Raw genomic sequence first — 5,296 nt, forward strand, 5'->3', positions numbered from 1 at the left:
CGCGACACCATCAAAACCCGACGCTTGCAACACCGCGGCAAGGCCGCATAACATCAAACCCAGATGCGCCAGATCCTCTCTTCGATCACGCACCCAAACGTCTCAAATTATCTGACGACGGACAGGTCATCTCCAAGGATGCGCCGCACATCGGGCAGCGCAGCGAGGCCGGGCTGATCGAAGCCTTCGTCAACCGGATCGAGGAGTTGCAGCCGACACTCGTGACCTTCAACGGCAATGGCTTCGACCTGCCGGTGCTGCGCTACCGGGCCATGGTCCACAGGATCGCCGCTCCAGGCCTCATGGCGCTTCCCTACTTCAACAGGTATTCGACGCAGTCGGTCGATCTCTGCGACGTGCTGGCGTCCTATGGCAGCGCAAGGGCAACGCTCCATGAGATCAGCCGGACCCTGGGCTTTGCCGGCAAGGCGAGCGGCATTGACGGGTCCGACGTGGCAAGACTTCATGCCGAGGGGCGGATCCAGGAGGTTGCGGACTACTGCGTGGAGGACGTGATCAACACCTACAGGGTCTGGCTTGCCCATGAGCGCTTCTGCGGGCGGCTGACGGAGGAGCAGTACCAGTCGAGCGATGCGGGAGCGTGAGACTTGCAGGTGGTGGATCGGATGCAACCCTCTTGCCCGGAACCCGGCAGTCCTCCCGCAAGGCAAGGGGCGGCCGCATGAAGCCCGGACAGTGTGTTCGGAAGGCTGGCCGGTCCTGTGGGGCGGGGGTCCTTGTCGTTAGCCTCGTCATTTGCCTCGCGGGGCATTTCTGCTCCTTGCCTGTGCTGGCGAGGCCGGCGGACCCGCCGTCGGGGGCGGGTCTTCCCGTGGCTGGCGGAGCGGATGTTCACGGGCGGCCGTTCATCGGTCCTGTCCGCCCGCCGCAGGGGCGTCTGGTGGTCCTGGGTTTCGGGGGCGATCTCGGATTTTCCGGAAACAACCAGCCGCTTGCGGCCACGGGCGCCATCCGGCACGGGAAGATCATTCCATGGGCAGAGCTTACCTCCGGGCTGGCACCGCTCCTTGAGGCAGATGCCACCTTTGCCAATCTGGAAACCGTGATCACCGATCGTAATGATCTTGTCCCGGCCGACAGGTCCTTCAACTTTGCGGCAAGCCCGGAAGGGGTGTTTGCAGCTGCCCGGGCCGGGATCAATGTCCTGGCCACGGCCAACAATCATGCCGCCGACTATGGGGGAGAAGGGATCCTCGAGACACTGCGCCATCTCGAGCTGGCCCGGGCGCACGGCCTCAAGGCCCATGCCGGGCTCGGGGTGGGGCAGGAGCGCTATCGCAGTGATGTCTTCCAGCTGGGTGACGTGAGGGTTGCCATCGCGGCGATCGGCAAGGGCGTCAATCCCGCGGAGCCCGATGGGCCCGGGCAGCCGCTTCAGGCGAGGCCCATCGATTTCGAGCGGGTCGGCCTGTCCCTGGTCGGCACGGGCGCGCAGATCCGCGTGCTCTCGGTTCATTATGGCGAGGAGCTCGACACGACCGTCTCGGACGCCAACCGGGTGCGCTTCCGGGCTGCGGTCGATGGCGGGCGCGCAACGATCGTCTTCGGTCACCACTCGCATGTGGCCGCCGGGATCGAGCGGCGGGGTAACGCCCTGATCCTCTATGGCCTTGGCAATTTCCTGCATGCCGGAACACAGAACATGGCCCGTTATGACGAGTGCCGGGACTTTGGCCTGCATGCCAGGGTCTATCTCTGGGTTGAGCCGGGCAGGGATCCGGTGCTCCGGGCGGTCGAGCTCACGCCGCTCATGAACATGCAGGAGATCACCCGGCCGTTCCCTTTGCCGGAGGCAAGGCGGAGGATCGAGATCCTGAATGGACTGAGCGCCGGGCTGGGCAGCGATGGCGGGCAACCCCTGTTCCTTGCGGCAACCTCGACCGGCTCGGGTCTGGCCTGCATCGAAGATGGCCAACGCCATGGGGATGAACTGGAAGACCGTTGTCGGGCTCTGGAAAAGGCAGACATCCGTATTGCCAGTTTACTTGAGAGGTCTGCACAAGTCTGCAAGCCTGTTCCGGTCATCGGGAAGGGTGCGGGCGGACAGACTGAAGGCAAACCGAAGACGGAGACTTCGGTCTCGAAAGAGGCCGGCCGCAAGAAACAGCCGTCGAAGCGCAGTTCCAAACAGCCTTGATGGAGCGATGTCCTCGTCCCTGCCGGTTGGGGCTCGTCTGGCGTTTTGTGGGAAGGATTTGCGAGGTGGCCGCACGATGCCTGGTGGCAGTTTCCGTTTGTTGAATGGGAAGCGTAATGCTGCACGACCTCATTCGGATCGGTCCGCTATCAAAAGAGCGCGTGATTTCAGTCGGTTTGCCGACCGGATCTCTACGCGAGGTGATATCGGCTTTCCAGCTACCCGACTAGATCAACACAACCATGGCGGCATAGCGCCGCGTAAACGAAGGTAGTGTCTGCAGACGTCACTCCAGCGGATTTAGAAAGGGCTTCCGCCCAAAGATCTCACCCCTCCGCGCCGACCGCTCCAAGGCATATGCCTCAGCCGATGTCTGGACTAGGGCATAGGCGTAATCCAGGTGCGTGTGGATGAACCTTCTGGTTCTGGCATCAAGGTTCAGTTCGCCTGATGCAAACAGAGGCATCTCTTCTGGCGTCAGTGAGGGTATCACGAACCTGTTTGCCACGTAGACGCAGAACTGGTCCCCTGAGAGCCTGCCGCTCCAGTGACTGGCGAGCCGGGTCACAAGCCCATATTTCTTGGGTTGTGCGCTTGCTTTCGCATCGATCTCACGGCCGGACATGCCGCAATAGATCAGCTCGTCACCTTTCCAGATGGCGTAGACGCCGGCGGCCACTGCGGGAACTGCCGGATTTGGCCAGGCCGAGAATGGAACCCGCTCTGAGAACAGCTCGCGCGACATTCAGTATTTCTGCTTCGAAGGAATAACACCGCGGACGCCACCCCGGGGTTCTGCAACATCGCCCTCGCGACGTGGGATGAGATGAACATGCACATGGAATATGGTCTGACCGGCATCCTTGCCGGAGTTAATCCCGACGTTGAATCCAGTCACTGCACCATCCTGCTTCAGGATTTCAGATCGCTGGTCTTGCAACATGCGATGGATCGCATTCAGTTCGGGTTGGTAAAGATCGAAGTAGTCTGCAACGTGGCGCTTGGGGATGACGAGTGTGTGTAGCGCCGTAACAGGAAAGGCGTCCCGGATGGCGTAACATAGTTCATTTTCGGCGATCACGCGCCTTGGATCGCGGTCACAGAAGATGCAACCTGCCGACCGATCCTCGTAGGATGCCAGCACTCCTCGGAAGTCCGTATCGTCCTTGTCCCGCTTGTTCGTGTTGCAAGTGATGCAAAGCGCCTGGAAATTGCTGACGTCGTCAGACCCGCCACGTGCCCGCGGAACAATATGGTCGACGTGCATAGCAGCCTGTGCTTCATGCGCGCCGCATAGCTCGCAACGGTAGCGCGCTCGCTTTAGAACTTCATACCGAACGGAGCCGGGCACGTAACCATCGGACAGCATCCGATGCTCCCATATGTCCTGACCGCGTTTATCAAGGTACTCGGCCAGCCGCGCGTCGCAGAGCTGCAGAAGCGCCACTCTCTCGTCCTCGCTTAATGGAGCAATGTTGAGCTTGTACCCTGAGATGCGCTTGCCGTCCTTCAGCGGCTCGATGATCCCATTTTGAGTGAGTACCTTGCCAACCATATTCTTCGTTCGGATTTCATAATACTCCACCTGAGACCTGTCATAGCTGAGCAGTGCCTTGGCGACTGTCTCAGTATCTGCATGTCCGCCGTTCTCGAGGAGAATTCTCAGCATGACCGGTTGATATATGTGTGACATCCGCATGGATCGGCGGATGTACTCTTCCAGCTGTGCGAAGGTTAAGTCTGAGGGCATCTTCTCAGAATGTACGACTGACGACGCTGAATCCAGAGGAAAGAGAATTTTCGAACCAGGTCCACCGATATCAAGGAAGGTAAGCGTGCTGAAACTTGGTCTAGGTGACAAACGACCATAAACCAATTAGCCTGGACTAATGCCGATCGTTAACTGGACCGCTGAAGGTAACGAACAGATCTTCGCAGACTATTTCGCGATTTTGGCCGACGATATTGACGGCCGGGAGCATAAAAAGGCAGAGGACCGGCGTTTATTGCTCTCCTGCTGAATGACCGATCCAAATCAGCGTGGCAGTTCAAGCTCCAGAGCATTGGCGCCGGCTGCAATCCGATGGAGCAAACAGCCACTCCGTAGCTCTCCTGGCCGGGAGTGGCGGTGGCGTCTCCTCAGGCCCTGTCGACAAGGACGGCCTCGAGCTGTGAGTGCGCCAGGTCAAAAGCATCTTCGAGAGCGGCATTGACGCCCCGTGCACCGGCCACCACCGCCTGCGACCACCGCAGATACGCGCGCTTTCTTTCCAGCGGCCATGGCGGCGGCGAAAGGCGGATTGAGCGGAGATTGGATGTCTTGTCGGCCAGCTTGATCATCTTGGCCCCCGGTGACTTGTGAGGGGTCGTCTCCACCTGGAGCTGCTTGCGGGTGGATGGCGGCAGGGACTTGTCATCGGTGACCTCGAGGACAAGCCCGGCCACCTGAGGACCGAACAGGGCCTCGATCTCGGCTGCCTTGATCCCTGCATCCTCGATCGCGTCATGCAGCACCGCTGCGATGGCAAGATCGATGTCCGCTCCTCCGGTGGCTTCGGTGACCAGATGGGCGACCTCGACCAAATGGTTCACATAGGGCTCGCGGGCCTTGCCCTTCCGGCGTTGCCGGGCATGCCAGGCCGCGGCAAGGCTGTAGGCTCTCGCCAGTGATGTGACAGTGTTCATTCGGATCTCCTTCTTCCGGAGCCCGACCTGAGCCGCTCAGGCTCAAGCCTGGCGGTGTGGTTTGTTTGGGATGACCAGAAAGTAGTGATATCCGGGTCGACATGCAAGACCCTGCCAAGCGGCTGTCTTGCATCAGGGAAGCAATCACGAGTTGTTCCGCACCTTACGGTGCAGGGCGTCCTGCAATGGCCGCCAGCACATCCGAGGGCGCCTCCCGGGCCCGTGAGGTGGCGTTGCAGCTCATTTGTTCCGCGCCCGCCAGTCCCAGGGCATTTCGAATGAACCGGCCCACATCCCCCGGCGGTTGAGCCGCGCCTCGTCTTCCTGGGCGATGTAATCGGTTCCATACTTCCGATAGGCAACCGCCCAGCCCTGGTCGACAATCCAGGCATTGAGGTTGGTCCCACCCTTGAAGCAGACGGCAATGGTGCGCTTGTAGCGATCGCGCCCCTT

6 protein-coding genes are annotated in these 5,296 nt (G+C 60.5%); 2 read left to right on the forward strand and 4 right to left on the reverse strand.

What is annotated here, in order from left to right:
• Together ACILRN_RS15575 and ACILRN_RS15580 are read left to right on the forward strand one after the other, a co-directional pair.
• On the forward strand, positions 1-605 hold a 605-nt coding region (locus ACILRN_RS15575), incomplete at its 5' end, for a ribonuclease H-like domain-containing protein (RefSeq protein WP_395689836.1).
• Between the two features lie 77 nt (positions 606-682).
• Positions 683-2,158, forward strand: coding sequence for a CapA family protein (locus ACILRN_RS15580; protein WP_395689838.1), 1,476 nt, complete (start codon positions 683-685; stop codon positions 2,156-2,158).
• 286 nt (positions 2,159-2,444) lie between these two features.
• On the opposite strand, the gene ACILRN_RS15585 is transcribed toward ACILRN_RS15580, so the two are convergent.
• The 4 genes from ACILRN_RS15585 to ACILRN_RS15600 all read right to left on the reverse strand — a co-directional run.
• Positions 2,445-2,903: a hypothetical protein gene (locus tag ACILRN_RS15585; protein ID WP_395689840.1), complete on the reverse strand. Its 459-nt coding sequence runs from the start codon at positions 2,901-2,903 to the stop codon at positions 2,445-2,447.
• Positions 2,904-3,827 (reverse strand): HIT domain-containing protein, encoded by a 924-nt coding sequence (locus ACILRN_RS15590; protein ID WP_395689842.1) that lies wholly within the window; start codon positions 3,825-3,827, stop codon positions 2,904-2,906.
• A gap of 470 nt (positions 3,828-4,297) precedes the next feature.
• Entirely contained in the window at positions 4,298-4,843 is a 546-nt protein-coding gene (locus ACILRN_RS15595) for an HD domain-containing protein (protein ID WP_395689844.1), read from the reverse strand.
• A 240-nt stretch (positions 4,844-5,083) separates the two neighbouring features.
• Positions 5,084-5,296: thermonuclease family protein (locus ACILRN_RS15600; protein WP_395689846.1), on the reverse strand; the 213-nt coding region annotated here is incomplete at its 5' end.

The sequence above is a fragment of the Aestuariivirga sp. genome, from assembly GCF_044238155.1.
Classification (GTDB): domain Bacteria; phylum Pseudomonadota; class Alphaproteobacteria; order Rhizobiales; family Aestuariivirgaceae; genus Aestuariivirga.